Genomic DNA, 25451 nt, shown 5'->3' on the forward strand with positions numbered 1-25451 from the left:
GGTTGTCCCGAGGCTCGTCCACCGTGCTTGTTGAGTCGCTGACCTCGGGGTCCGTATGGTTGGCCCTCGACCGCCGGCGCGATGGCCCCCGATCGACCGGTTCGGTCGGGAGAACTGTCGTACCCGGGCGGTAATGCTGGGACGGATCCGACGCAGTGGAGGGGGGACCGGTGTCGGTCACCGACGACATGCGGGCGGAGGCCCGGTCCGGCAACGGCCAGCCACCCGTGCAGCGGGACGGACAGTTCGACAAGACTCCACCCCAGGACGTCGCTGCCGAGCAGTGCGTCCTCGGTGGCATGTTGCTCTCCAAGGACGCCATCGCCGACGTCGTCGAGATCCTCAAGACCAACGACTTCTACCGGCCGGTGCACGCCACCATCTTCGACACCATCCTCGACATCTACGGTCGGGGTGAGCCGGCAGACCCGATCACCGTGGCCGCCGCCCTGACCGACTCGGGCGACCTGGCCCGCATCGGTGGCGCTCCCTATCTGCACACCCTCATCGCCAGCGTTCCCACCGCCGCCAACGCCTCGTACTACGCCCGCATCGTCAGCGAGCGTGCCGTGCTGCGTCGGCTCGTCGAGGCCGGCACCAAGATCGTGCAGCTGGGCTACGGCACCGCCAGCGGCGGCAGCCGCGACGTCGACGACGTCGTGGATCTCGCCCAGCAGGCCGTCTACGACGTCACCGAACGCCGGGTCAGCGAGGACTTCGCGATCCTGGCCGACATGCTCCAGCCGACGCTGGACGAGATCGAGGCGGTGGGCGCGCAGGGCGGCGTGATGACGGGCGTGCCGACCGGCTTCAGCGACCTGGACCGGCTGCTCAACGGCCTGCACGCGGGGCAGTTGATCATTGTGGCCGGGCGGCCCGGTTTGGGCAAATCTACGGCGAGTATGGACTTTGCCCGAAATGCCGCCATTCGCGCCAACCAGGCCGCTGCCATCTTCTCGCTGGAAATGAGCAAGGTCGAGATCGTCATGCGACTGCTCTCGGCCGAGGCGCGGGTGCCGCTGCACGTGCTGCGCAGCGGGCAGCTCTCCGACGACGACTGGACCAAGCTGGCCCGCTGCATGGGTGAGATCAGCGAAGCGCCGTTGTTCGTCGACGACACGCCCAGCATGAACCTGATGGAGATTCGCGCGAAGGCCCGCCGACTCAAGCAGCGGCACGACCTCAAGATGATCGTGGTCGACTACCTCCAGCTGATGACCTCGCCCAAACGCACCGAAAGCCGCCAGCAGGAGGTCGCCGACCTCTCCCGTGGCCTCAAGCTGCTGGCCAAGGAGGTCGAGTGCCCCGTCATCGCGGTCAGCCAGCTCAACCGTGGCCCGGAGCAGCGCACCGACAAGCGTCCGCAGTTGTCCGATTTGCGTGAATCGGGTTCAATTGAGCAGGATGCGGACGTTGTCATCCTGCTGCATCGCGACGATTACTACGACAAGGAGTCACCGCGGGCGGGCGAAGCGGACTTCATCGTTGCCAAGCATCGAAATGGCCCGACCGACACGGTGACGGTCGCAGCCCAACTGCACCTCTCGCGATTCGTGGACATGGCCATCGGATGATCGGCGTCCGCGGGGCGCCGTACGGCTCGCCAATCCGCCGCCGGCCGAATCGCCCGAGGCAACGGCTGGAGACAGGCATCACCCCAGGCTGAGGTCGTGCTTCTCAAGAGCGGCCTGGAGGATGTCGAGCGCCTTCGGGCCCATGCCGTGCAGTGCGGCCAGCTCCTTACGGGGCACCCCGGCCAGCTCGCGCAGAGTCGTGTAACCGGCGTTGTGCAAGGCGCGGGTGGCCGGCGCACCGATCTTCGGCAGCAGGTCGGTTGAAGAATCCATGTGTCCATGGTGCATTACGTCACCCCAGCAGAGGGAACCAGCCCGCCGCCTCGCCCAACTCCAGCCGGTCCCGGTCGGTGAGCGGCAGCCGGCCGGTCGCCTTCAGCAGGAACTCCTGGTCGTCCCACCCGGCGGGGCGTACGGCGTCGTCGCTCAACAGGCCATCCATTGTGGACACCGCCACGCGCACCGCCAGCGGTCCGGGCGGCGGCGCGGCCGGCAGCTCCACCGTGAGGTCCAGGTGGTGCACCACGGCCTCGGTGGTCAGGGTCGCCAGGAGATCGGGTACGCGCAGCACGTGGCCCTGTGTGGTCACGTACCCCTCGGGGTCCGCGAACCCGGCGGCGTGGACCGCCGCCGGGGCGGTCTCCCGCCACAGCCGGACGATGGCCGTCGGCCGGTCGAAGGCGGACGCCGACCGCCGGATCCACCAGGCGTGCCGGGCTGCCTGTTCGTCGCCGCCCGGGAAGCCCCGCCAGTAGGAGACGTCGTCCACGTCTGCCGGACCGTCGACCGGGCTGGCCAGGGCCACCAGTGCCCGCTGGGCGTCGCCGAGCACGTGCAGGAGCAGGTCGGCGACGAGCCAGCCCTGGCATCGGGTGGCCCGTTGCAGGTCAGCGTTGTCGAGGGCGTCGACCACTGCGGTGATGCCGTCGTACGCCTCGGCGAGGGCCTCGTCGTGCCGGGTGGCGGTCATGCGATGCAGCCTCGCACGGACCGCCGGGTCAGCCAATCACTCGCGGCGTTGCCCGGGTCGACGTGGATCGACCCGGGCAGGAAGACTCGGCTGGGCTCAGCCGAACATCTCGTCGAGGAAGCTCTTGCGCTTCTTGTGCCGGTAGTGGCCGTGGTAGCCGTAGTGCTGCTGCTGCTGGTGGCCATAGGCAGGCGCCGGCGGGTAGCCGTGCGCGGGCGGCGGGGGCGGCGGTGGCGGGACGGCGCCGTAACCGGGCTGGTGCTGGGCGGGCGGCGGCGGTGGGGGCGCGTAACCGCCCGGCTGCTGGGCCGGCGCGGTCGGCCCGGCCTGTTGGCGACTCCAGTTGGCCTCTGCCTCGAACAGCTTCTCGAGCTCGCCGCGATCGAGGAAGATGCCCCGGCACTCGCCACACTGGTCGATGACGACGCCGCTGCGCTCGTACTGGCGCATCTCGCCGCGACACTTGGGACAGATGAGGTCACTCATCACCCGACGGTACCCGGTCGACCTAAGCGATTGCTGTGAGCGCCGCGATGACTTCGTCGTCGGAGACCTCGTGGAAGTCGTCGTAGTAGACGCTCACCGAGCCGAACTCCGGCGGGCGTTGGGCGCAGATGACCTGGTCGGCTTCGGCGGCCAGCAGCTCGTACGCCTCCTGGGCGCCGACCGGCACGGCCACCACGACGCGGCGGGCGCCGAGCCGGCGGGCGACCTCGACGGCGGCACGGGCGGTCGCGCCGGTGGCCAGACCGTCGTCGACGATCACGGCGACGCGTCCGGTGAGGTCCAGCGGTGGGCGACCGCCCCGGTAGAGCCGCTCGCGGCGCTCCAACTCGACCTGTTCGCGGTGGCTGACCTCGGCGATGTCGCTGCTGCCGAGGCGGCTGGCGATCGCGTCGTTGAGCACCTGCACGCCACCGGGGCCGAGCGCGCCGAAGGCGACCTCCCGCGCCCAGGGCATGCCGAGCTTGCGGACGACCAGCACGTCGAGGGGGACGCCGAGCCGTTCGGCGACGACCTGGGCCACCGGTACGCCGCCGCGGACCAGGCCGAGGACGACGGCGTCCGGGTCACCGACCAGGGCGGTGAGCCGTTCGGCGAGCACCCGGCCCGCCTCGGCGCGGTCGCGGTAGGTGGTCATGCCCTCAGGTGTACGCCGTGCGACGTCGTTTCGCCCGCCGGTTACGCCGATGTGGCCCGACCGGGCAGGTGCTCGGGCGTCGGGGTGGTGGGTGCGGACTCCGGGCGGTGCACCGCGGGTGCCCAGACGAGCAGCGCCACCGGGTAGAGCAGGTAACCGAACCGGGTGGAGGGCATGAGGGCGATGGCGGCGAGTAGCCCGTACCCGCAGATCGAAGCGACGGTCGCGGCGGTGCCGGGCGGGCGTCGCGCGAGCCGGACGGCGATGGCCGCGCCGGCCGCGACCAGGAGGGTGGCGGCGATCAGCCGGCCTCCCGGCAGGGTGGTGGCGATCAGGTGGCCGGGGAACGGAGACTGCGCCGGGCTGGTGACCAGGCCGTGGCCGAGGGGAAAGCGCAGCACGTTTTCGGTGAGGGCCCCGCGGTCGACGAGCAACGCCGGGAGCAGGGCGAGCACGGGTAGCCCGATCGCGCCGGCCGCGACCCGGGCGCCGGCTCGCCGGGTCAGACCCCAGACGATCAGGACCAGGGCGATCGGCCAGGCGAACAGCTTCAGCGCGCCGGCCAGGCCGACCGCGAGACCGGCCCGGCCCGGCCGTCCGGCGGCGGCGAGCGCGAGGGCGAGCAGGCAGAGCGCGAGTACGGGTAGGTCGTCGCCGCCGGTGGCCAGGGTCAGCGCGCAGACGGGCAGGACGGTGGCGGCCTGCACTCCCCGCAGCAGGGCGGCGTCCCGCCGCTGTTTCGCGTCGAGGGTGGCTTGCGCGGCGCGCAGCGCGACCACGGCCAGGGCGAGCGCCAGCGCGGTGCCCAGCGCGAACCACACCCGGGCGTCGGTCCACCAGACGTCGACGAGGGCTCGGGGCAGGCCGAACATCGCCATGCCCGGCTGGTACGGCGTGTATCCGAGCAGTTGCTCACCGGGCGGCAGGGCGGCGATCGCGTCCCGACCGAGGTACGGCGTGGCATGGTCGAGCAGTCGGATGCCGGCCTGCTCGACGACCAGCACTTCCTCCTGGGCCCGGTCGGTGCGTCCGTTGGCCCGTTCGATGCTCTGCCAGAGCACGGGTACCAGTGCGGTGGTCACCCAGGCGAAACCCGTCACCACCCAGCGGGAGGCGAGGCCGGCCAGCCGGGGGCTGCGTCGGCGCAGCACGAGTTGGACGATCACCGCCATCGTCGCGACCAGGTAGCCGACGGCGGCGACGGCACCCCAGGCCCGGTGCGGCAGGAGGGTCGACGTGCTCGCGGTGATCGCCGCGAACAGGGCCGACACGGTGTAGAGACCCAGGTCGAGGGCGAGTCCGCCGGCGGCGGTGTCGAGCGTCCGCCAGCGCTGGTGAAGGGCGGTCGGGGCGTCGGCGGTCACGGCCGCCAGTCTGGCAGATCTCGCTGCTCACCCAGCTGGCCGTCCGGCCGCAGCCTGGTCGGTGCGCAGGTGCCCGGTCAGGCCGGGAGGTGGCGGTCCGGGCGGGAGCGACCGGCCTGGCGGCGGGTCTGGTTGAGGCGGATCACCGCGCCGGTGTCGTGCAGCGGCGGCGCCAGCGTCCCGGGTTGGCCCCCCGAGCCGCGCTGCATCGTGGCGAGCAGGGTCCCGGCGGGCATCGGTCGGGCGAACAGGTGGCCCTGACCGGCCGAGCAGCCCAGCTCCCAGAGGGCCCGCCGCTGCGGTTCGCTCTCCACGCCTTCGGCGACCACCGCAAGGTTGAGGCTGCGGCCCAGGTCGAGGGTGGAGCGGATGACGGCCGCGGCCTCGGCCGAACTCTCCATGGTCGTGACGAAGCTGCGGTCGATCTTCAACTCGTGCACGGGTATCCGGGAGAGCAGCGAGAGGGAGGAGTAGCCGGTGCCGAAGTCGTCCAGCGCCAACCGGACGCCCTCGTCGCGCAGCCGGCTGAGGACCCGGTCGACCACGTCGAGTTGGCTGAGCGTCAACGTCTCGGTCAGCTCCAGCACCAGCCGCTCGGGCGGCAGGTCGTGGGCGCGCAGCCGGGCCAGTACCGAGCCGGGGAAGCGCGCGTCGAGCAGGCTGCGCGGCGAGACGTTGACCGCCACCGGCACGTCGAAGCCGGCGTCACGCCAGTCGGCGGCGGCCATCAGTGCCTGGTCGAGGATGGCCTCGGCGAAGGCTGGCAGCATTCCCGAGCGTTCCACCGCCTCCAGGAAGCGCAGCGGGTCGATCAGCCCGTGGGTGGGGTGGTGCCAGCGGGCCAGCGCCTCGGCGCTGGTCACCTCGCCGGTGCCCAGGTCGACGATGGGTTGGAAGTTGACGATGAACTCGTGGTCGGCGACCGCGCGGGGCAGGTCACCGCCGAGGGTGAGGCGGTTCAGGTCGGCGGTGTCCCGGGTCGGCGCGTACGTGGAGATCCGCTGTCCGGCCCGCTTCGCCTGGTACATCGCCACGTCCGCGCGGCGCAGCAGCTCGGCCATGCCACCGCTGGCCGGGGCCACGGAGATCCCGCCGCTGGCCTCGACGCTGATCCGCATCCCGTCCAGCTCGAACGGCTCGTGCAGGGCAGCCAGCAGCGTGTCGGCCCGGTGCGCGGCCACCGCCGGCGCCGGCAGCCCGCGCAGGAGTACGGCGAACTCGTCGCCGCCGAGGCGGGCCACCAGGTCGCTCGCCTGGGCGGCCCCGCGCAGCCGGTCGGCGACCTGGACCAGCACCTGGTCGCCGGCAGCGTGGCCGAGGGTGTCGTTGACCTCCTTGAAGTGGTTGAGGTCGATCAGCACGAGAGCGGTCACCCCGTCGGCGTGCCGGGCACTGAGCTGCTCGGTGCCCTGATCGAGCAACTGCCGCCGGTTGGCGAGGCCGGTGAGGGCGTCGTGCGCGGCGGCGTACGCGTGCTCGTCGGCCACCCGGGCCAGCTCGGCGTACGCCTGTGCGTTACGGACCGCCGTGCAGAGCGCCGAGGCGAAGGTCCGCAGCGTGTACTGCTCCCGCTCGGACAGCCGTACCGGCCCACGGAAGCGTAGGCGCAGGACGCCGATGTCGACGGAGCGGTCGTGGCCCTCCAGCGGAGTGGGCACGACGGTGCCGTCCACCTCGGTGGCTGTGTCGGTCGGCCCGTCGAAGGTGATGCCACCGGTGGCGCCCCGGACGGTGCGACCACCGTCGCGGAGCTCGATCTCGACCTCGTCGGCGGAGAACAGTTCGGCGGCCTGGGTGACGGCCGTGGTGAGGACGTTGTCCAGGTCGACCACGTTGAGCGCGTCGGTGGTGCGGGCGAGTCGCTGCCACGCCTGCTGTTCGGTGCGACCCCGGATACGTGCGGAGTAGGCGAGGTGCAGGCTCAACATCAGTGGCGGGACAGCGAGCAGCAGTCGGGGATCTTCCCGGAGGATGAGGAGCGTGCAGAAGGCGACGATGAAGCGCACGCCGAAGCCGGCGATGCGGAGGTCAAGGTTGTTCAGGAACTGCCGCGAAATGGGCGTGCTGGTGGCCAGCGCGATCACCGGGATCGCCAGCAGATCGTCGAGCAGCGCCGCTACCAGGTAGATCACACCGAGCAGGGAGGCCAGTTCGACCACGCCGGCGGACGGCCACTGCCAGTGGACGGCCACGGTGGCGACGCCCGCCCCACCGGCCACCAGGATGTTCTTGCTGACTGCGAAAGCTGCCTTGATCGTTGGCAGCTTCATGATTACCGACCCCACACCGACGCCGGCGCCCGTTGCCAGGACCACCCAGGAGGGTGGTGCGACGGCGAGCCCTATCACGATCGCCGTCTCGACCCAGGTGATGGCGTGGGTGGTGGAGCGGATACGGATAGGCGCCATGACGATTGTGCCGAGCGCAGTCATGAAGGTCAGCGCCACGAACGTCGCGCCGTCGCCCACGGAGTCGGGCGGACGGGTCGACACGTCGGCCCCGGCGACGACTGTGGGGACGATTGCCATGACGACGATGAGACCGACGAGCAGCAGAAGCTGCCGATCTGTCCTGGGACTCTGCGGTGACCCCTGGCCCATGAAGCTCCCGTCGTCGCCGACAGTTACCTGTTGACGACGGGAGCTTACCGCTCAGTGTCACCCGGATGTCAGTACCAGTCGCTGCCGCGCATTGCATGCCCCCTCCACTCGTCCGGCCGTTTCCGTATTCCGGAACCGTTCTCGTGACGGGGAGCCTAAGAGGAGCTACGCGGTTTTAGTAGCAATAAATGTCGGTATACGCAACATTAGCCAAGCTGGCGAGCTTTGTGACGGTCTGTCCATGCCGCCTGAGCGGAGCGCGGTCGTACTGCACTGGCGGTTCGCAGCTTGCGCCCTGCTGAGAGGCTATCGGCGTTGCCACCTCCTCCCTAGTCTGGCGACGGTGTGCGGACGGCCTATCCGTCAGTTCGGGTTCAGGCTCAATCCGGTCGGGCAGAATCTGGTCTTTCTTGCCTGGTCGGTGTGGGTTTGGGGGGTCTGGTCGAGGGGCTGTTCCGAATTGTGGACGCCGATAGCCTTTCCCAGTGTGATCAGCTAAACACCGATGGATGTGAATTCGGGGGAACGGTTGAAGATCAACCTGCTCGGTGACGTGGAGGTGCTGCTTGCTGACCACAAGTTGCACCTGGGCACACCGAAACAACGGGTAGTCTTCGCGATGCTCGCTGTTCAACCGGGCCAGTTGGTGACGCTGACCGATCTCATAGACGAGCTGTGGGTGGAGCGCCCTCCGCGATCCGCCGTAGCGAATGTGCGGACCTACGCGGCAAATCTTCGCCGGGAGTTCGAGACGTTGGCGCTCGCGGACGCGACTCTCGTACGGCAGGGGAACGGCTATCGACTCACCGTGCGACCGGATGTGATCGATGTCTTCCGCTTCCAGAAGGAGCTCTACGCGGGCCGGAACGCTCTGGGCGCCGGCGACCTGGCGCGGGCGTCAGAACTACTGGGCCGTGCGTTGGCCCGGTGGCAGGGCTCCATGCTCGCCGGCCTACCGCTCGGCCCCGTCCTGACGGCTCGAACCGTAGCGGTCGAGGAGGAGCGGCTACTGGCGGTGGAACTCCTCGCCGAGGTGCACCTGCGGTCCGGGCGGGACGATCTCGCGATTCCGTCGTTGCGGGAGGTGGCTGCTCGCCATCCGCTCCGGGAACCGACGTACCTCCTGCTCATGCGGGCCCTGCACGAACGCGGTGACAGCGCCGAGGCGCTTGTCGTGTACGACGAGATTCGTCGGCAACTGGTCACGGAGTTGGGCGTGAGCCCGGGAAACAACCTCGAAGACCTCCGCGGCCTGATCGTCGCCGAGACGCCGAAGTTGGCATCCGTCGTCGTCGCCGACCGCGAAGCCCGGGTGGGACGACTGGTGACGTCCGCCCCGGGGCCGGCGGGACACCCGACGGCCCCGCCAAGACGCGTGGTCGCCACGGTGGATCATCTGCCCCGTTCGGTCACCGACTTCGTCGGTCGCGAGGCCGCGGTGGCACGATTACTGGCGGAGACGCGGCGTGTCGAGGACCGCGTCCCGGCCGTGCACCTCATCGACGGGATGGCCGGCAGCGGCAAGACGACCCTCGCCGTGCACCTGGCCCGTCGACTGAGCGACCGGTACCCGAACGCCCGCTTGTACGTCGACCTGCGCGGGCATGGCGAGAAGGAACTGGTGGGACCGGCGTCGGCCCTGGTCGTCCTGCTTCGCCAGCTCGGAGTGCCGTCCGAGCGGATACCGGTTGACCTGGACGACAGGACGGAACTCTGGCGACGCGAGCTGGCCCTCCGCAGGTCGGTGATCATTTTGGACAATGCCGCCAGCAGCGACCAGATCCTTCCCCTCCTGCCGATCGAGCCGACCGCCGTCGTCCTGGTCACGTCACGACGACGTCTCACCCATCCTGATCTCGGAACGTCTCAGTCCCTGCCGGTCATGTCGCCCGAAGAGGGCGTCGACCTGTTGGCGCTGAGCGTGGGGCGGGAACGGATCGACGCCGAGCCGGCAGCGGCCGTCGAGGTGGTCCGGCGGTGCGGCCACCTTCCGCTGGCGATTCGCCTGGCGGGAGCCCGACTGGCTCACCGGCCCGGTTGGCGGTTGGCGGATCTCGCGGCACAGATGGCCACCGCCACGTCGGTTCTTCCTCATCTGGGCGGAGAGAACACCACCGTCACCGGTGCGTTCGCCACCTCGTACGAACCTCTTCCCGAGTCGACGAAGCGGGTCTTTCGATTTCTGGGCCTGTATCCCGGTAATCGCTTCAGCTCAACGACGGTCGCGGCGCTTACCGGACTGACGGTGGCACAAGCTCATGCCGCTCTCGACGACCTCACGGACCGACACCTCGCCCAGGACCTGAAGTCGGGGCAGTACGGCTTACACGACCTGATGCGTCAGTACTCGGTCGAGCTGTGCATTCGCCTCGATTCCCCGCAGGACCGCAGGTCGGCCATGGCCCAACTGTTCGGCTTCGCCCTGGAGGCGGCACTGCGGATCGCCGAGACCATCGAGCCGGTCGTCATCAAAAGCCAGGTAGAACATCTTGCCTTCGACCGACCCGAACTGCTCGAGACCCTCGGCGAGCCGAGTGCCGAGTGGTTGGAGGCGGAACGGGCGGAGTTGGTGACGATGGTGGTGTCAGCCCATGAGTCGGGCTTTCATCAACACGCTTGGCGACTGGCCCGCGCCCTGTGGCGATTCTGCTACATCCGCGGGTACTTCGAGGACATCGTCACGACGCACCAGCATGGGCTGGCTGCGGCCGAGGCGACGGGCGACACCGAGCCGACGGCGCTGATGCACAATTACCTTGCATCCGCTTACGTCAAGACCGGCGACAATCGGAGGGCGCTCGAACATCTGACCCGCGCGGTCGAGCTTTCCAAGGAATCGCGGGACAGGCTGGGTACGGCTCGCTACCAGGCCAATCTTGCCCCCGTCTATTACTGGAGCGGTCATCTCAGCGAAGCTGTGGCGCTCGGTAAGGAACGTCTGCGTGACTACCGGGACTACGGCAATGTCGGGGCACCGATGGCGTTAGCGAATGTCGGTCTCGCCCTGATGTCACTGGGTCGTTACGAAGAGGCGCTGTGGATGCATCGCCGTCATCTGGCCTGGGCCCGGACGACTTCGAGCGAGTTCCACGTGCTCAACGCCCTCAGCCATATCGGGGCGGTACGCGCGCGTAAGGGGGACCTCCCCCAGGCGATCAGGATCCTCAGGGCTTCGCTGGCGCTTCGCGACCGTACCGGCCACCGCTACGGAGAAGCGGAGGTACGCCTGGACCTCGGTGTCGCCTATCGCGGTCTGGGTCGTTTGGCGGAGGCGCAACACGAGCACGAGTTGGCCCGCAGCCTGGCGGTCGGTTCGAGCGAACGGCACGTCGAGGCGGCGGCGTTGAACGAACTGGGCAGCACGTTGCGGGCACGTGGGCGGGACCGCGAGGCAGCCGAGACGCACCGTGAGGCGCTGCGGTTGGCGACCCGGATCGCCCACCCGCACGAGCAGGGACGGGCGCTGGCCGGGCTGGGCGAACACTTCGCCAGCATCGATCCGGCCGAGGCCCGGCGGCACTGGGAACGGGCGCTCGCCATCTTCCGCCGGATGGGTGTGCCGGAACGCCTCGACGTGGAGCGTCGCCTCGCCGGGCTGGACGACGAGACAGGTCGCTGACCTGCCCACACGTCGCTTATCGATTTCTTATCGCCGGGCTCGGTAGCTTCTCCCACGTATCGACGAACGGGGGAGGTTCTGCCCCTGGGCAGAACCAGGTCGTCGAGACACGCCCGTCACCGGGTCACCCCCCAGCGACTCCGGTGACGGGTCGGGCCAGGAAGGGGTGACGATCCAGTGGAGGCGCCGTCGCACCCGGCGAGCCGCTGTGCCGTCACCCCTTCTGAGCGTCCGAGCGTCGTACCGCCCCGATAGGCTCAGCGCCGTGACCGAACCCGCGCAGCTCAGCCACGTCGACCGTGCCGGCGCGGCCCGCATGGTCGATGTCTCCGGCAAGGCGGTGACCGGGCGGCTGGCCGTCGCGGCGGGCCGTCTGCGCACCACCGAAGAGGTCGTCGACCTGCTACACCGGGACGGGTTGCCCAAGGGCGACGCGCTGGCGGTGGGCCGGCTCGCCGGAATCATGGGGGCCAAACGCACCCCGGAGCTGATCCCGCTCTGCCACCCGATCGCCCTGCACGGCGTCACCGTCGACCTGCGGCTGACGACCGACACCGTGGAGATCACCGCCACCGCCCGCACGGCGGATCGGACGGGAGTCGAGATGGAGGCGCTCACCGCCGTCGCGGTCGCCGGCCTCGCGCTTGTCGACATGGTCAAGGCGGTCGACCCGGCGGCCTCGGTGGAGGCGGTCCGGGTGCTGCGCAAGGAGGGCGGCAAGACCGGCGAGTGGGTGCGGCCGGAGGACCGGCCGTGATCCGGGCCCGGGTGATCGTGGCGTCCAACCGGGCGGCGGCCGGCGTCTACGCCGACACCAGCGGTCCGCTGCTCGTCGCGGGCCTGCGTGAGTTGGGCTGTCAGGTGGACGATCCGGTGGTGGTGCCCGACGGTGAGCCCGTCGGCGACGCCCTGCGGGAGGCCGTCAGCGACGGTGTCGACGTGGTGTTGACCAGCGGTGGCACCGGCGTCACGCCGTCCGACCGGACGCCGGACGTGACCCGGGCCCTGCTGGACTACGAGATCCCCGGCATCGCCGAGGCGATCCGGTCGCACAGTCGGGAGCGAGTGCCCACCTCGGTGCTGTCCCGAGGGCTGGCCGGGGTGGCCGGCCGGATGCTGGTGGTCAACCTGCCCGGTTCGACGGGCGGCGCCCGTGACGGCCTCGCCGTGCTGGGGCCGATCCTCAGCCACACCGTCGACCAACTGCGCGGCGGCGACCACTGACCGCACGCGCGAAACCTGCCCAGCCAGCCGCGCCGCAGCGATCACCGAACGGCCCGCAACCCGTCTCGCGTCGTCAGAGCGCGCCGGCTGTCCGTCCGTGCCGATAGGCTCGGTCGGTGCGAACGGAAACCACACCAACGGTGGCCCAGGTCGCCGCGCCCCCGCCGGCCGGGTGGGAGGAGGCGCGGTCCCGGGTGTACGCGGTAGGCCTGGCCGCCGCGCTGCCCGCCGTCGCCCGGCCGCTGGTCGACACCGACGGACTGACCCTGGCCGAGCCCCTGACCACCCGCACCGACCTACCCGCGTTTCCGACCTCCAGCGTGGACGGCTGGGCCGTCCGGGGCGACGGGCCGTGGCGGATCGTCGGCCGGGTACTGGCCGGCAACACTCCCGGGCCGCTCACCGACGACGGCACCACCGTCGAGATCGCGACCGGAGCGATGGTCCCGGAGGGCGCCAGCGCCGTGCTGCGCGTCGAGGAGTCAACCGTCGCCGACGGTCTGGTCAGCGGAACGCCCCGGCGCACGCCGGAGTGGCGGCAGCCGGGCGAGGAGGCGTACGCCGATGAGGAGCTCCTGCCCGTCGGCACGCCGGTCGACCCGGCGGTAATCGGCCTGGCCGCCTCCTGCGGCCACGACACGCTGCGGGTCCGGCGCGCGCCGCGCGCCGCGCTGCTGGTCTTCGGCGACGAGTTGCTGACGGCGGGTCCGCCCGCGGCGGGTCGGGTGCGGGACGCGCTGGGCCCAGCGGTGCCGGCGTGGCTGCGGCGGTACGGGTGCCACGTCCGCCCCTCGGACGTGGTGGGGCCGGTGGCGGACACGCTGCCCGCGCACGTGGCGGCGCTGCGTACGGCGCTGACCACCGCCGACCTGGTTTGCACCACCGGCGGCACGATGCACGGTCCGGTGGACCATCTGCACCCCACCCTGGAGGCGCTGGGCGCCGACTACGTGGTCAACACGGTGGCGGTCCGGCCGGGCTTCCCGATGTTGTTGGCCCGGCTGGCCGATCCGGACGGGCGGGTCCGGTTCGTCGCCGGCCTGCCGGGCAATCCGCAGTCCGCCATCGTCGCGCTGGTGTCACTGGTCGCGCCGCTGCTCGCCGGCCTCGCGGGTCGCTCGATGCCGGTGTTGCCGCACGCCACGTTGGCCGAGGCGGTGCCCGGGCGCGGTGACCACACCCACCTGGCGCTGGTTCGGCTGGACCGGGCCGCCGGCACGGCGTACCCGGTGCGGCACGTCGGTTCGGCGATGCTGCGCGGCCTCGCGGGCGCCGACGGGTTCGCTGTCATCCGACCGGGCACCAGCGGTGCGCAGGGTGACCGGGTGCCGATCGTGCCGCTGCCGTTGCTGCCCGGGGAGCGGGCGTCGTGACCGCGCCGGCGATCACCGTCGTCGAGGTCACCGACCGGCCCCTGGACCTCGCCGCCCACGAGGCGGCGGTCGCCGACCGTCGGGCCGGCGCGGTCGTCTCCTTCCAGGGCGTCGTCCGCGACCACGACCACGGGCGTGCGGTGGTGAGCCTGGACTACGAGGGACACCCGAGCGCCGCGCAGGTGCTGCGCGAGGTCGCCGCCGAGATCGCGGCCGACCCCGACGTCTACGCGGTGGCGGTCTCGCACCGGGTCGGCCCGTTGGCCATCGGTGACGTGGCGCTGGTCGCCGCGGTGAGCACGGCGCACCGCGCCGCCGCCTTCACCGCGTGTGCCCGACTGGTCGACGAGGCCAAGGCCCGCTTGCCCATCTGGAAGCGGCAGGTCTTCGCCGACGGCACCGAGGAGTGGGTCAACTGCCCCTGACCGGGCCACAGCCCTAGGCCGGCCAGTTCTTCTGAAACAGACCCTAGCGGCGGCCGTTCACCACCACTGCTCGGGCGAGTCGTTCCCCGTAGAAGGCCGGCTCAGCGCCGGGCCGCCAGGGCAGGGCCGCGACCAGCACGATCAGGGCGAGAGCCAGCGAGTTCTCCATCAGCGCCCCGAACAGGCCGTCCTGGTAGTGCGACACCTCCGGCAACTGGTGCTCGTACGGCCAGATGGGGGAGATGAGGAACAGCAGGTAGAGCCCGACAGCGGCGACGCCGTGCCGGAGCCCGGTCAGCGTGGGATACCAGATCGGCGGGCGAAGGGCGTTCAGGCCGCTCAGGCCACCGAACGCCGGCCCCTGGCCGGTGCGCTGCGGGAGACCCCGGCTGGCCTCGCGGCGGCGTACGGCGGCGTCGGCCAGCACGATGATCGCCGGGATCACCCAGACGAGGTGGTGCGTCCAGGAGATCGGGCTGATCACGTTGGCGGTCAGTCCGACAAGCGTGAACGCGGTCAGCTCGTCGCCCTCGGCGCGTGAACTGGCCGCCCGGGACAGGCCCAGCGCCAGGATCAGCACCGAGAAGGCGAGCCAGAGCAGGCCGGGTGTCTCGATCGAGTCGTACAGGCGGGCCAGCAGGCCGGCGAGCGACTGGTTCGGCGTCATGTCGGCCGCGCCGACGCGCTCGGTCTGCCAGAGCACGCTGCCGAAGTAGGTACGTGATTCGTCGCCGACGATCGCGAAGGTACCGATGGTCACGCCGATCGCCGTGCCGATCGCGGTGGCCGCCACCCGCCACTGCCGAGTGATCAGCAGATAGGCGATGAACAGCGCCGGGGTGAGCTTGACGGCGGTGGCCAGGCCGATGCCGGCGCCCGCCCAGGCGCCACCGTAGACGAAGCGCAGCAGCGGACCGTCGGTCGCGGCGTAGTGGGTGCCCCGGCGGGAGCGCCACCGCAGCCCGATGAGGTCCGCCATGATCAGGGCGAAGAGCAGGAGGTTGACCTGGCCGTAGCCCAGGGTCTCGCGGCTGGGCTCGATGGCGACGGCCAGCGGGACGGCCAGGGCCACGGTGAACCACAGTGGCCACGCCAACCGGTCCACGATGGGGCGCAGCAGCCCGGCCAGCACCAGGGCCAGCGCGGCGATGCTGGCGAGCGCGTTGACCATCCCGGCCGCGCCGATCGGCAACTGTGCCATCGGCAACATGACGAGTCCGGCGAACGGCGGGTAGGTGAAACCGAGCGTGGTGCCGGGCGCGATGAACTCGTAGAGCTCGTGACCGCTCGCCCACCACACCACCGCGCCATGGTAGATCTTCATATCGAAGAAGTTGTACGGCCGCCCGAACTCGCCGATGGCGAGCCACGCGGCGTAGGCGACGGCGACCACGACGGCGCCCCGCACGACATTCCTGCGATCGATCCCCCGGGTCATGCGCTGAACTGGGGCGAGGCGGTCCGCCCGTCTACCGACAGTCGTCGGCATGGCGTGGCCACCCCCGTACCAAGGTCGTCCTACCCGTCCAGGTCCTGCACGGAGCCTAGAACGGCGCCTCACGTCAATGCCTCCCGCGTTATGCGACCGTGTCCGATCCCACACATGTTTTTGACATTTCCACCGCGTTAACGCCTACCGGGTGGTTCAGGTAATTCGCGGCCTTAGCGGGGGGTGGGGGTGACAACGAGAGGCATCGAGGCAGGTCAGCCTGGGAGTCGACGCGCGGTGGCCGCCGACCGGACGGCGATCCGCGCCTCGCGACGGGCGGTGCGCACCGCCCGCTGCATGGAACGTCGAGAGTGGCCGATGCGGTGACCCGTACGCCAGCGCACGCCGGGCTTGCCCTCGGTGTCGACGGCCGCGAGGAGGAGACCGCCGAGGAGCCCGAGGTTCTTGAGGGTGTGGATCTGGTTGTTGTTCTTGGCGATCGGGTCGTCGTTCTTCCAGAACGGATGCCCGGCGATGGTCACGGGCACCAGGGTGCCGGCGAGGACCAGCGCGGCGGGCCGGCTGAACCGCCCGGTGGCCAACATCAGCCCCGCCCCGACCTGCGTCGCCGCGTTGAGCCGGATCAACGACTCGGTGTCGGTGGGGAACTTCGGGTGCGCCTTCTGCAGCAACGGCGCGACCTTGTCGGTCACCGGCTTGGCGGTCTCCGCCAGGCGGTGCGGGTTGCGGAGGTTGCGGTATCCCTGGATCACGAAGATGCCGCTCAGCATGGCGCGGGCGAGGGAGCGTACGGGCGTCATGGATCAGTCATACCCCCTCGCGGCGTTTACTACCCGGTCAACCGGCGGATCCGGATCGATCCGCGGCCGCGCGCGCCACGCCGAATCGAGCGACCATCGCTGATGGACGGGGCGTGACGGGTAAGGTCGCGCGGGTGACGACGCTGCGGCTCCGCCCCGAGAACCCGGCCGACGCCGGCCCGGTGCGACGGGTGCTGGCCTCGGCGTTCGCCCGCCCGGACGTGCAGACGCCGCCGGAGGTGGGACTGGTCGACGACCTGCGCGGCACCGACGCCTGGCTGCCCGAACTGGCCATGGTCGCCGAGTACGGCGGGGAAATCGTCGGATACGCGCTGCTCACCCGGGTCCGGGTACGGCCCGAACGCGGTGCCGTGGTGCCGGCCCTGGCACTCGGACCGGTGGCCGTGGCGCCGCACCGACAGCGGGTCGGACACGGCAGCGCGGTGGTGCAGGCCGCCCTGGACGCCGCCACCGAACTGGGTGAGCGGGTGGTCGTGGTGCTCGGTGACCCGGCCTTCTACCGGCGCTTCGGCTTCGGGCCGGCCACCGAGCTGGGTCTCAGCAGCCCGTGGGCCGGTCTGGGTGAACCCTGGCAGGCGCTGGTGCTGCCGCCGTCCACCAGCGAGGAGGGCCCGCCGCCGCGCGGCGAGGTCGTCTTCCCCGCGCCCTGGTCCCAGGTCTGACTCGCCGGCCCGCCACCGCGCCCGTCGGGCCGACCGGTCGCGGGGTCAGGCCGGCTGGGTGCGCAGGTAGCGGCCGAAGTGTGGAACGGTGAAGGCCACCGTGCCCCGCTCGCCGGAGTAGATGAGCCCCTTCTTGATCAGCGCGTCCCGGGCCGGGGAGAGGCTGGCCGGCTTGCGGCCGAGGGCGCGGGCGATCTCGGCGGTGGGCACGGCGGCGTCCATGTCGTCGCGTACCGTCCCGCTGGCTTCGCCCTCCACCAGGGACAGCGTGGCCATCGCCCGCATGTACTCACGCTCGGCCGGGGTGGCCCGCTCGAACCGGGAGCCGAAGAACCCGACCGCCAGTTCGGCCTCGGCTTCGGGCGCGGCGACCCGGACGTCCGCCGCGGTGATCGGCGACCGCGGCGCGTGGTCCCAGGTCGCCTTTCCGTACGCCTGGACGAAGTACGGGTAGCCGCCGGACTTCTCGTAGAGCAGGTCGAGCGCCTTCTGCTCGTACTCCACCTCCTCGCGCTCGGCCGGCGCGCAGAGCGCCTGGTCGGCGGCGATCCGGTCGAGCCGGTCGATGCGCTGGTAGCGGAAGAGCCGCTCGGAGTACGACTTGGCGGCGCTGAGCACGGCCGGTAGGTGGGGCAGCCCGGCGCCGACGACGATCAGTGGGGCGCCGATCTGGGACAGCTCGTGGCAGGCGGCGCAGAGCGCCGAGACGTCCTCCGGCCCGACGTCCTGCATCTCGTCGATGAAGAGCGCGATGCCGGTGCCGACGTCGCTGGCCACGTCGGCGGCGTCGCTGAACAGCTCGACCAGGTCGATCTCGATGTCGCCGGAGTCGGCCCGGCCACTGGCGGCGGGTACGTCGATGCCGGGTTGCCACCGGTCGCGCAGCTTGGGCGTGGCCCCGCGGCCTGTCGGCGTGGACCGCTGGGCGAACGCCTTGAGCACCCCGAGGAAGGCGTCGATCCGGTCTGGGGCGCGGTGGCGTGGGGCGAGTTCGCGGACCGCCATGTGCAGCGCGGCGGCGACGGGGCGGCGCAGTGACTGGTCCGGACGAGCCTCGATCTTGCCGGTGCCCCACAGCCGGTTGATCGCCTGTGACCGCAGGGTGTTGAGCAGGACGGTCTTGCCGACGCCGCGCAGCCCGGTGAGCATGAGGCTGCGCTCGGGCCGGCCGCGGGCGATGCGTTCCAGCACGATGTCGAACACGTCCAGCTCGCGCCCCCGTCCGGCGAGTTCGGGTGGGCGCTGACCGGCGCCGGGGGCGTACGGGTTGCGGACCGGATCCACGCATCGCAGAATATCGGGCCCTCTAGCTGGGAAGCTAGATATGGATAGATGAGGCTACGGCGTGTCGGGGTCGTCGAGACAAAACTAGGGCTGTCTAGCGTCCACGCTAGACAGCCCTAGTTTCGGGAATCGTCTACTGCTTCTTCAGACAGAGCACGTAGTCGAACAGGTCGATCGAGTTGTCGTGTACGTAGTTCGCGGTCGCCTGCGGGGCGAGCGTCTCGCACCGGTCCCCGTCGGTGGTCGCCGGGATCCGCAGCAGCACCTGGTAGGTGTTCGGGCCGCACGGCACCTTGCGCAGCTCCGCGTCGTCCTCGCTGCCGTCGTTGACCACGCAGTCGCCCTTGGCGAACTCCTCCTCCTCGTCCTGCGACGGCGCGACCTGGCTCGGCGCATCGCTGGGTAGGCCGGGAGGAACGACCGGCGCGCTCGCCGACGGCACGGGCGTGACGTCGCTGTCGGAGTCGGCGATCCGCCAGGCCGCCCAGCCGACGAGACCGAGGCAGGGGCAGAGCAGAAGCAACACGACCAACCCCACGATCAGGGCGACCTTGCGGCCGTTGCGACCGGCGGGGGCGGCGGGCGGCATCGGGTACGCGCCGGGCGGCGGCGGGCCCAACGGTGCTCCCGGCTGACCGGGGGCGGGCGGGAACGGCCCCGGCGGAGCGTTCCACTGCGCCGGCTGGCCCGGTGGAGCGTTCCACTGCGTCGGCTGCTGCGGCGGAGCGTTCCACTGCGCCGGCTGCTGCGGCGGAGCCCACTGCGAGGGCTCAGGTGGTGGCCCCCACTGCGGGAGCGTCGGATCGACCGGTGGCGGGCCGCCGGGGCCGGTCGGCGGACGCTGGTACGGGTCGTCCGGCTGCCCGGAACCCGGTGGTCCGTAGGTCGTCATGTCATCCCCAGGGTGGGTGGTCAGCGCTGCTTGAGGCAGAGCACGAAGTCGAGAGTGTCCAGCTCGCTATCGAAGAAGTACCAGTTCGTGTAGCCCTCGACCTTGGCGCACTTGGCCTCGGCGTCGCGTTCACCGCTGGTCGCGCCGTCGACGCGGCGTAGCACCTCGTACGACTTCGGCGCGCAGCCGCTGATCAGCAGCTTGGGCTTGCCGCCCGATACGCCGTCGTTGCGTACACACTGCCCGACCTTGACGAACCGCGGATCGGCCGACGACTCCGGCGCCGCGGCGCTCGGCGCCGGCTCGTCCGGTTCGGTCACACCGGCGGTGGGCTCCGCCGCGGCGGCCGAGCCGCTTGGCGCGGCCGTGGTCGGCGCCGGATCGTCCGATCCCCGCAGGAACCAGTACGCGCCGCCGGCCACCACCAGCAGCAGAACGACCGCCAGCACCGCGATCAGCGGTCCCCGTCCGCGCCTCGGCGGCCCGGATTCGGGGCCGTCACCGTCGGGCTGGTAGGGCCCGGGGCCGTAAGCCGGGTTCCCGTCGACGGTCGGGTACGCGCCGCCGTAGGGCTCCGAGGCCCCGCCGCCGTACGGCGTCTCCGTCCCGCCCCCGTACTGGCCGCCCCCGTACTGGCCGCCTCCGTACTGGCCGCCTCCGTACTGCCCGCCTCCGTGCTGGCCGCCCCCGTACTGGCCGCCTCCGTGCTGGCCGCCTCCGTGCTGGCCGCCCCCGTACTGGCCGCCCTCATAGGGCGCCGCCGGTGCGCCGCCGTACGGGCCGTCGCCGTAGGGTCCGGGCCGCTGCGACGCCACCGGGTAAGGCTGGACCGCCGGCGGATAGGGCTCCGCGGCCGGCGGATAGGGCTGCTGCGGCGGCCGGTTGGGCGTCTCGTCGGGGCGTTGCCCACGCCACGGGCGTCCGTAGCCCTCACCCGGTGGTCCGTAGTTCGTCATGCCGCCCTCCTGCACAAGTGGTGAGAGGCCGGCCACCAAAGCGCGACGCCGACTCCGAGGTCACCGTAGCGTGGTCCACCGATGAGCTCACCTCCACCGAGCGCCGCCGCCGCATCCGGCCGCCGCGCCGACGCCGCGCCAAGCCTGGTCTGGACCGCGTTGATCGTGGTCTACCTGCTGTGGGGCTCCACCTATCTGGCCATCCGGATCACGGTGGAGACGCTGCCGCCGCTGCTGTCCGCCACGATGCGGTTCGCGGTGGCCGGTCTGGTGCTGGCGGTGGTGTTGCGGTTACGCCGAGGCCCGGGTGCCCTCCGCGTGCGGCCTCGACAGCTCGGCTCGGCCGCGCTGGTCGGTGTGCTCCTGCTCGCCGGCGGCAACGGGCTGGTGGTGCTCGCCGAGTCCGGGCCGCCCGGGGTGGCGCTGCCCTCCGGCGTCGCCGCCCTGCTGGTGGCGACCGTGCCCCTGCTCGTGGTGCTGCTGCGGTCGGTCACCGGCGACCGACCGCCGCTCTGGACGTTCGCCGGGGTCACCGTGGGCTTCGTCGGTCTGGTGCTGCTGGTGCTGCCGGCCGGTACCTCGGACGCGGTGCCACTGGTCGGCGCTCTCACGGTGGTGGCGGGAGCCGCCGCCTGGTCCTTCGGGTCGTTCCTGTCGGGCCGGATCGGAATGCCCGCCGACCCGTTTGTGGCGACCGTGTACGAGATGGCGGCCGGAGCGCTGGCCCTGGCCGTGGTCGCCGCCGGCCGGGGCGAACTGAGTGACTTCCACCCGTCGGCCGTCAGCGCCCGGTCCTGGTTGGCGCTGGCCTATCTCATGGTGGCCGGATCGTTGGTGGCCTTCACGGCGTACGTCTGGCTGCTGCAGAGCGCGCCGATCTCGTTGGTGTCGACGTACGCGTACGTGAACCCGGCGGTCGCGGTGGCGCTCGGCGCGTTGCTCGTGGCCGAGCCGATCACACCGCAGGTGCTGCTCGGCGGGGCGGTCATCGTCGCCGGGGTGGCCCTGGTGGTGAGCACCGAACGCCCACGCCGCAAGGCAGCGGTTCCACGATCGGGGGCGGCGCGGGCGGGAGCCCGCCGGTAACGTCCGGCCCATGTCGGCGGCCGCGCTGGTGGGGGTGGCGCTGCTCGGCGGTCTGGTCGGTCTGGTCGTACCCTCACTGGCCCGGCGGTTCGTCGATCCGCCGGCGCGGCGGATCGGGTCGGCCTGGCTCTGTCCGCCGGTGGCGGTCGTGGTGTTCGTGGGGCTCGCCACCGTGCGGCGCGACGACCCGGCGCTGCCGGTCCTTGTCGCGGTGGCGGTGGTGGGGTTGGTGCTGGCCGTGGTCGACCTCGGGTGCCTGCGGCTGCCCGACCCACTGGTCGCTGCTGCCGGCACGCTGGCCCTCGGCGGCCTGACCGGGACGGCGTTGCTGGCCGCCACTCCGGGGCGTCTCGTCGGCGCTCTGGTCGGTGCGGTTCTCTGCGGCGCGGCGCACGTGCTGCTCGCCCTGCTGCCGAGATCCCGGCTCGGCTTCGGGGACGTCAAGCTCGCCGTGGTCCTCGGACTGCCGCTCGGCTGGCTGGGACACGACGCCCTGCTCACCGGGCTCCTGCTGGCGCACCTGCTACAGGGTGGGCTGGTGGTCGGCCTGCTCGCCACGCGACGGGTACGCCGCGACACCCTGCTCCCGCTCGGGCCGGCCCTGCTCGCCGGCGCGTGGCTCGGCGTGCTCCTTGGCTGAGGTTGTGGCATGCCCGGCACGGCGCGTTCCCGCCGGCCCGCCCGAAAGAGCGTGATGCCTCTGAGTCATCTTGATGCCTCTGAGGCATCACGCTCAACGTGCCACCTGGCCTCCGCGCCCGCCGGGGCTCAGATCAGGCGGAGTTGGCGGTCCCTGGGGCGGCGGGGTTCGGTCTCGCCGAACCGTTCGAACAGGCCCGGATCGATCGTGGCGAGGAACGGCGAGGGTGTGCAGTCGCGTTCCGCGCCGTGCCGGGTACGGCGGGCGGCGTGGCTGACGTACAGCCGGTCCTGGGCCCGGGTCAGGCCGACGAAGAAGAGCCGGCGCTCCTCGGCGACCGCGTCCTCGTCGGGCGTCGAGCCGGGCCAGCGCAGCGGCAGCAGCCCGTCCTCGGCGCCGACCAGGAACACCACCGGGAATTCGAGGCCCTTCGCGGCGTGCAGGGTCAGCAGGGTGACCGCCTCCGCGCGCGGGTCGAGCGCGTCCACCTCGGCGCCGGTGGCCAGCTGCGACAGGAACACCTCCAGGTCGTCGCCGCAGCGGTGGGCCAGCGGGGTCAGCAGATCCACCGCGGAGCGCACGTCCTCCGGGCGGGCCCCGCTACCCGTGCCATCCAGGGTGGGTACCGCGAACCGCTCGGCGACCGTCTGGCCGGCCAGCCGCACCCGGGCCGCCAGCGACCCGGCCAACCCGTCGGCGTGCCGCAGCTCGCGGGCGATCGCCGCCACCCCGGGCCGGTCCCGAAGCCGGTCGTGCGAGCGTTTCTGCACGGGGATGTTGGCCCTGGTCAGGGCGTCCACGATCGGAGCGGCCTGCGCGTCGGTGCGGTACAGCACGGCGATGTCGGAGAATGACAGCGTGGTGGACCGGCCGTCGATCCGACCCGAGTCCAGCGATCGGTGGGACAGCCCGCCGACCAGTTCGTCGACGGTCCGGACCACGAAGTCGGCCTCGTCGGCGACGGACGACGCCGGGTATCGGCCGACCAGCGGGGCCTCCGGGTCGAGCCGGGCCGGATCCAGTCGCCGGCCCTGGACCAGCGAGGACGGCGCGATGGCCTGCACGGCGGCGGCCAGGATCGGTGCCGACGAGCGGTAGTTCCGGTTGAGCCGGACCAGCCGGGCGTCCGTGAAGTCCTGCGAGAAACGCAGGAAGTAGCCGACGTCGGCGCCCCGGAAGGAGTAGATCGCCTGGTCCGGGTCGCCGATGGCGCAGAGGTTGCCGTCGGCGGAGCTGAGCAACCGCAGCAGCTCGTACTGCACCGCGTCGACGTCCTGGTACTCGTCGACGAAGATCCACCGCCAGCGGTCCCGGTACCGCTCGACCAGCTTGCGGTCCGCGCGCAGCAGCTCCACCGGCAGGGTGACCAGTTCGTCCAGGTCGACCAGGTCCTGCTTGCGCAGCCGCGCCGTGTAGCCGGCGGTGTCGTCACCCGCCTCCGACCGGGCCGCCGCCCGCTCGACGTCGTCGGCGATCCGGAAGCCGGCCGGCAGGCCCGCCGCGTCGGCGTTCTCCCGCAGAATGGTCAACCCCAGCGCGTGGAACGTGCCCACGGTGACGTCCTCGGCGACCGGACCGAGCAGCCCGTCGAGGCGGTGCCGCAGCTCCTCGGCCGCACGGCGGGTGAACGTGATCGCCAGGCAGTGCTCGGGAAAGACGTTCAGCTCCGCACAGAGGTACGCGATCCGGTGGGTCAGCGTCCGGGTCTTGCCGGTGCCCGGTCCGGCCACGATGAGCAGCGGTCCGCCGGGAGCGGACGCCGCCACCCGCTGCATCGCGTCCAAGCGGTCCAGCAGGCCGGTGCCGACCTCCTCCATACCGGAGAGCATCGGCTCGAACGGTTCGTGCGGCGACGGCGGCGGCGCGATCGGTGGCGCGGGAGGCGGGGCCGGCTTGCGCTTCGACTCCGCCTTGGCCGCCGCCGGGCGCTTCGCCGTCGCGCGAGCCGCCGGCTCCGCCGGACGTCGCTGCGACGGCACCGACACGGGTACGTCGAACAGCGTCTCCTGCGCCGTGCCAGCGCCCGTGCCCAGCTCCGCCGGATCGAACAGCGTGATCACCCCGTACTCGCCGTCGTAACCCGGCACCCGGCGTACGTCGCCCCGCCGCAGCCGACCGATGCCCTCGGCGAGCAGCTCACCGCCGGCCTGCGCGATGTCGGACAGCGGCGTCGTGGTCAGAATTTCCAACTCGGGGCCGAGCGCGGCGAGCAGCTCGTTGAGCCGCCCCTCGACCTTCTTCGAACGGGCGCCCACTTTGTTGATCTCACCAAGGATCTCGGCGAGCGGCACCAGGTGGGTGACGTCCCGGGCGTGCGCCGGGCGGTGCCCGTCGGGTCGGTCGGCCAGCTCCTCGATGCGGCTCAGGACGCCCACGGTGAGCGGCTTGCCGCACTCGGGGCAGAGCCCTCCGGCGGCCCGGGTCCGCTCCGGGGACCAGTTGACGCCGCAGAGCCGGTGCCCGTCCGCGTGGTACTTGCCCTCCTCGGGGAAGAACTCGATGGTGCCGGCCAGGCCGACACCGGTGCGCAGCGCCTCCCGGACGGCGAAGTAGTCCCGCTCGCCGGTCAGCACGGTCGCCTCCCGACCGAGGGCCGGCGGCGAGTGCGCGTCCGAGTTGGAGACGAGCTGGTACCCGTCCAGGCTGCCGACCCGCCAGTTCATCGCCGGGTCGGACGACAGACCGGTCTCCACGGCGAAGATGTGCTCGGCCAGATCGGCGTAGCAGTCGGCGATCGCGTCGAAGCCGGACTTCGAGCCCAACGCGGAGAACCACGGCGTCCAGATGTGCGCCGGCACGAGATACCCGTCCGGACTGGCTTCCAGCGTGATCTCCAACAGGTCCCGCGAGTCCAGACCGAGGATCGGCCGGCCGTCGGAGCCGAGATTGCCGATCCGCCCCAGAGCGGTGTTGAAGCGGGCCACCGCCTCCAGATCGGGCAGGTAGACCAGGTGATGCACCTTGCGCGTCCGGTCGTCCCGCTTGTAGATGGTGGAGATCTCCACGCTCAGCATGAAACGGACCGCGTCCGCGTCGGTCGTACCGGCCAGTCGCGGCGGCAGCCGGCGGGCGATGTCGCGCTCCGTCTCCGGGCTGAGCCGGTAGAGCCCCGGCTCGGCCGGGCGCAGCGCCTCCACCAGGTGGTCGTACCAGGCGGGGTGGGTGAAGTCGCCGGTGCCGAGCAGGGCGATGCCCTTGCGCCGCGCCCACCATCCGAGGGTCGGCAGGGTCAGGTCCCGGCTGCACGCGCGCGAGTACTTCGAGTGGATGTGCAGGTCCGCGACGAAGGGCGCAAGGCCACCGGGGGGTACGTCACTGAACGGGGGCACGCCGCATCCTGTCACGCCCGCCACGCGGCCCGCCTTCCGCC

The 25451-nt window shown here is 71.5% G+C and carries 20 protein-coding genes and 1 pseudogene; 9 read left to right on the forward strand and 12 right to left on the reverse strand.

Going from position 1 to position 25451, the window contains the following annotated elements; genetic code table 11:
- The first annotated feature begins 170 nt into the window (after positions 1 to 170).
- Positions 171 to 1574, forward strand: coding sequence for a replicative DNA helicase (gene dnaB, locus ACIBTX_RS05425; protein WP_357131374.1), 1404 nt, complete (start codon positions 171 to 173; stop codon positions 1572 to 1574).
- A 78-nt stretch (positions 1575 to 1652) separates the two neighbouring features.
- Here the strand turns inward: dnaB and ACIBTX_RS05430 are convergent, their stop codons facing one another.
- The 6 genes from ACIBTX_RS05430 to ACIBTX_RS05455 all read right to left on the reverse strand — a co-directional run bounded on the left by ACIBTX_RS05430 (position 1653) and on the right by ACIBTX_RS05455 (position 7649).
- Positions 1653 to 1847 (reverse strand): helix-hairpin-helix domain-containing protein, encoded by a 195-nt coding sequence (locus ACIBTX_RS05430; protein ID WP_357392260.1) that lies wholly within the window; start codon positions 1845 to 1847, stop codon positions 1653 to 1655.
- 19 nt (positions 1848 to 1866) lie between these two features.
- Positions 1867 to 2544: a maleylpyruvate isomerase N-terminal domain-containing protein gene (locus tag ACIBTX_RS05435; protein WP_396832074.1), complete on the reverse strand. Its 678-nt coding sequence runs from the start codon at positions 2542 to 2544 to the stop codon at positions 1867 to 1869.
- Positions 2545 to 2640: 96 nt separating this feature from the next.
- A complete protein-coding gene (locus ACIBTX_RS05440) occupies positions 2641 to 3030 on the reverse strand; it encodes a zf-TFIIB domain-containing protein (RefSeq protein WP_357131384.1) in 390 nt (129 codons plus the stop codon).
- Between the two features lie 22 nt (positions 3031 to 3052).
- On the reverse strand, positions 3053 to 3685 hold the full coding sequence (locus ACIBTX_RS05445) for a phosphoribosyltransferase family protein (protein WP_357131387.1): 633 nt from the start codon (positions 3683 to 3685) through the stop codon (positions 3053 to 3055).
- Positions 3686 to 3726: 41 nt separating this feature from the next.
- The gene (locus ACIBTX_RS05450) at positions 3727 to 5049 is read right to left on the reverse strand and encodes a glycosyltransferase 87 family protein (protein WP_357392265.1); all 1323 of its coding nucleotides are present in this window, start codon (positions 5047 to 5049) and stop codon (positions 3727 to 3729) included.
- Positions 5050 to 5126: 77 nt separating this feature from the next.
- Complete coding sequence (locus tag ACIBTX_RS05455; RefSeq protein ID WP_357131393.1) at positions 5127 to 7649, reverse strand: EAL domain-containing protein; 2523 nt, start codon at positions 7647 to 7649, stop codon at positions 5127 to 5129.
- A 529-nt stretch (positions 7650 to 8178) separates the two neighbouring features.
- Between ACIBTX_RS05455 and ACIBTX_RS05460 the strand changes: the two genes are divergently transcribed.
- The 5 genes from ACIBTX_RS05460 (at position 8179) to ACIBTX_RS05480 (ending at position 14290) form a co-directional block, all read left to right on the forward strand.
- Positions 8179 to 11268, forward strand: a complete 3090-nt coding sequence (locus ACIBTX_RS05460) for an AfsR/SARP family transcriptional regulator (RefSeq protein WP_396832075.1) — start codon at positions 8179 to 8181, stop codon at positions 11266 to 11268.
- A gap of 265 nt (positions 11269 to 11533) precedes the next feature.
- Positions 11534 to 12025, forward strand: coding sequence for a cyclic pyranopterin monophosphate synthase MoaC (moaC, locus tag ACIBTX_RS05465; RefSeq protein WP_357131396.1), 492 nt, complete (start codon positions 11534 to 11536; stop codon positions 12023 to 12025).
- Positions 12022 to 12492, forward strand: coding sequence for a MogA/MoaB family molybdenum cofactor biosynthesis protein (locus ACIBTX_RS05470; RefSeq protein ID WP_357131399.1), 471 nt, complete (start codon positions 12022 to 12024; stop codon positions 12490 to 12492). Before moaC ends, ACIBTX_RS05470 begins: the two co-directional genes overlap by 4 nt.
- A 116-nt stretch (positions 12493 to 12608) precedes the next feature.
- Positions 12609 to 13865, forward strand: a complete 1257-nt coding sequence (locus tag ACIBTX_RS05475; RefSeq protein ID WP_396832076.1) for a molybdopterin molybdotransferase MoeA — start codon at positions 12609 to 12611, stop codon at positions 13863 to 13865.
- Positions 13862 to 14290, forward strand: coding sequence for a molybdenum cofactor biosynthesis protein MoaE (locus ACIBTX_RS05480; RefSeq protein ID WP_355048616.1), 429 nt, complete (start codon positions 13862 to 13864; stop codon positions 14288 to 14290). Before ACIBTX_RS05475 ends, ACIBTX_RS05480 begins: the two co-directional genes overlap by 4 nt.
- A 43-nt stretch (positions 14291 to 14333) precedes the next feature.
- Here the strand turns inward: ACIBTX_RS05480 and ACIBTX_RS05485 are convergent, their stop codons facing one another.
- Together ACIBTX_RS05485 and ACIBTX_RS05490 are read right to left on the reverse strand one after the other, a co-directional pair.
- Complete coding sequence (locus ACIBTX_RS05485; RefSeq protein ID WP_357131404.1) at positions 14334 to 15779, reverse strand: glycosyltransferase 87 family protein; 1446 nt, start codon at positions 15777 to 15779, stop codon at positions 14334 to 14336.
- Between the two features lie 215 nt (positions 15780 to 15994).
- Positions 15995 to 16540, reverse strand: a complete 546-nt coding sequence (locus ACIBTX_RS05490) for a DoxX family protein (protein ID WP_357131407.1) — start codon at positions 16538 to 16540, stop codon at positions 15995 to 15997.
- Positions 16541 to 16674: 134 nt separating this feature from the next.
- Between ACIBTX_RS05490 and ACIBTX_RS05495 the strand changes: the two genes are divergently transcribed.
- Entirely contained in the window at positions 16675 to 17223 is a 549-nt protein-coding gene (locus tag ACIBTX_RS05495; protein WP_357131806.1) for an N-acetyltransferase, read from the forward strand.
- Positions 17224 to 17268: 45 nt separating this feature from the next.
- Here the strand turns inward: ACIBTX_RS05495 and ACIBTX_RS05500 are convergent, their stop codons facing one another.
- The 3 genes and pseudogenes from ACIBTX_RS05500 to ACIBTX_RS05510 form a co-directional block, all read right to left on the reverse strand.
- The gene (locus ACIBTX_RS05500) at positions 17269 to 18507 is read right to left on the reverse strand and encodes an ATP-binding protein (protein WP_357131410.1); all 1239 of its coding nucleotides are present in this window, start codon (positions 18505 to 18507) and stop codon (positions 17269 to 17271) included.
- Positions 18508 to 18640: 133 nt separating this feature from the next.
- Positions 18641 to 19051 (reverse strand): hypothetical protein, encoded by a 411-nt coding sequence (locus tag ACIBTX_RS05505; RefSeq protein WP_357131809.1) that lies wholly within the window; start codon positions 19049 to 19051, stop codon positions 18641 to 18643.
- 368 nt (positions 19052 to 19419) lie between these two features.
- Positions 19420 to 19917, reverse strand: a pseudogene (locus ACIBTX_RS05510) (flagellar basal body protein FliL); the annotation flags it as partial.
- A gap of 519 nt (positions 19918 to 20436) precedes the next feature.
- Between ACIBTX_RS05510 and ACIBTX_RS05515 the strand changes: the two are divergent.
- Together ACIBTX_RS05515 and ACIBTX_RS05520 are read left to right on the forward strand one after the other, a co-directional pair.
- Positions 20437 to 21441, forward strand: a complete 1005-nt coding sequence (locus tag ACIBTX_RS05515) for an EamA family transporter (RefSeq protein WP_357171770.1) — start codon at positions 20437 to 20439, stop codon at positions 21439 to 21441.
- Between the two features lie 10 nt (positions 21442 to 21451).
- Entirely contained in the window at positions 21452 to 22081 is a 630-nt protein-coding gene (locus tag ACIBTX_RS05520; protein WP_357171771.1) for a prepilin peptidase, read from the forward strand.
- Positions 22082 to 22209: 128 nt separating this feature from the next.
- Here ACIBTX_RS05520 and ACIBTX_RS05525 read toward each other — a convergent pair whose 3' ends face one another.
- Positions 22210 to 25410 (reverse strand): UvrD-helicase domain-containing protein, encoded by a 3201-nt coding sequence (locus tag ACIBTX_RS05525; RefSeq protein WP_396832077.1) that lies wholly within the window; start codon positions 25408 to 25410, stop codon positions 22210 to 22212.
- Positions 25411 to 25451: the final 41 nt, after the last annotated feature.

The organism is Micromonospora sp. NPDC049359 (assembly GCF_044466585.1).
Classification (GTDB): Bacteria; Actinomycetota; Actinomycetes; order Mycobacteriales; family Micromonosporaceae; genus Micromonospora.